1 pseudogene is annotated in these 369 nt (G+C 56.1%); it reads left to right on the top strand.

The window, feature by feature from the left end:
• Nucleotides 1–369, top strand: a pseudogene (locus CVN76_RS00600) (PQQ-binding-like beta-propeller repeat protein); the annotation flags it as partial.

Below are 369 nucleotides of genomic sequence, written 5' to 3'. Positions count from 1 at the left end.
TCCCATGCAATTGCGTAAAACACTCTTGGTCGGACTGGTTTCCGTTGCCTTGCTGAGTGGTTGCTCACTGTTCAACAGTGAAGAAGACGTGGTTACCATGTCGCCGCTGCCGAAAGTTGAAAATCAGTTCACGCCAAGCAAGGCGTGGAGTACCTCGGTCGGCGACGGCGTCGGTGAGTTCTATTCTCACCTGCGTCCTGCTTTCCAGGACAACACTATTTATGCTGCCGATCGCCACGGCCTCGTGAAAGCGATGGATGCCGACAGCGGTAACGAAAAGTGGAAGGTTGATCTCTCCGAGAAGACCGGCTTCTTCTCCAGCAACCTGCCGGCGCTGCTGTCGGGCGGTATGGCCGTTGCGGGGGACAA

This window comes from Bacillus sp. mrc49 (assembly GCF_002803435.1).
The sequence above is the reverse complement of the archived record's forward strand: the minus strand, read 5'-3'. Positions and strand labels throughout refer to the sequence as shown.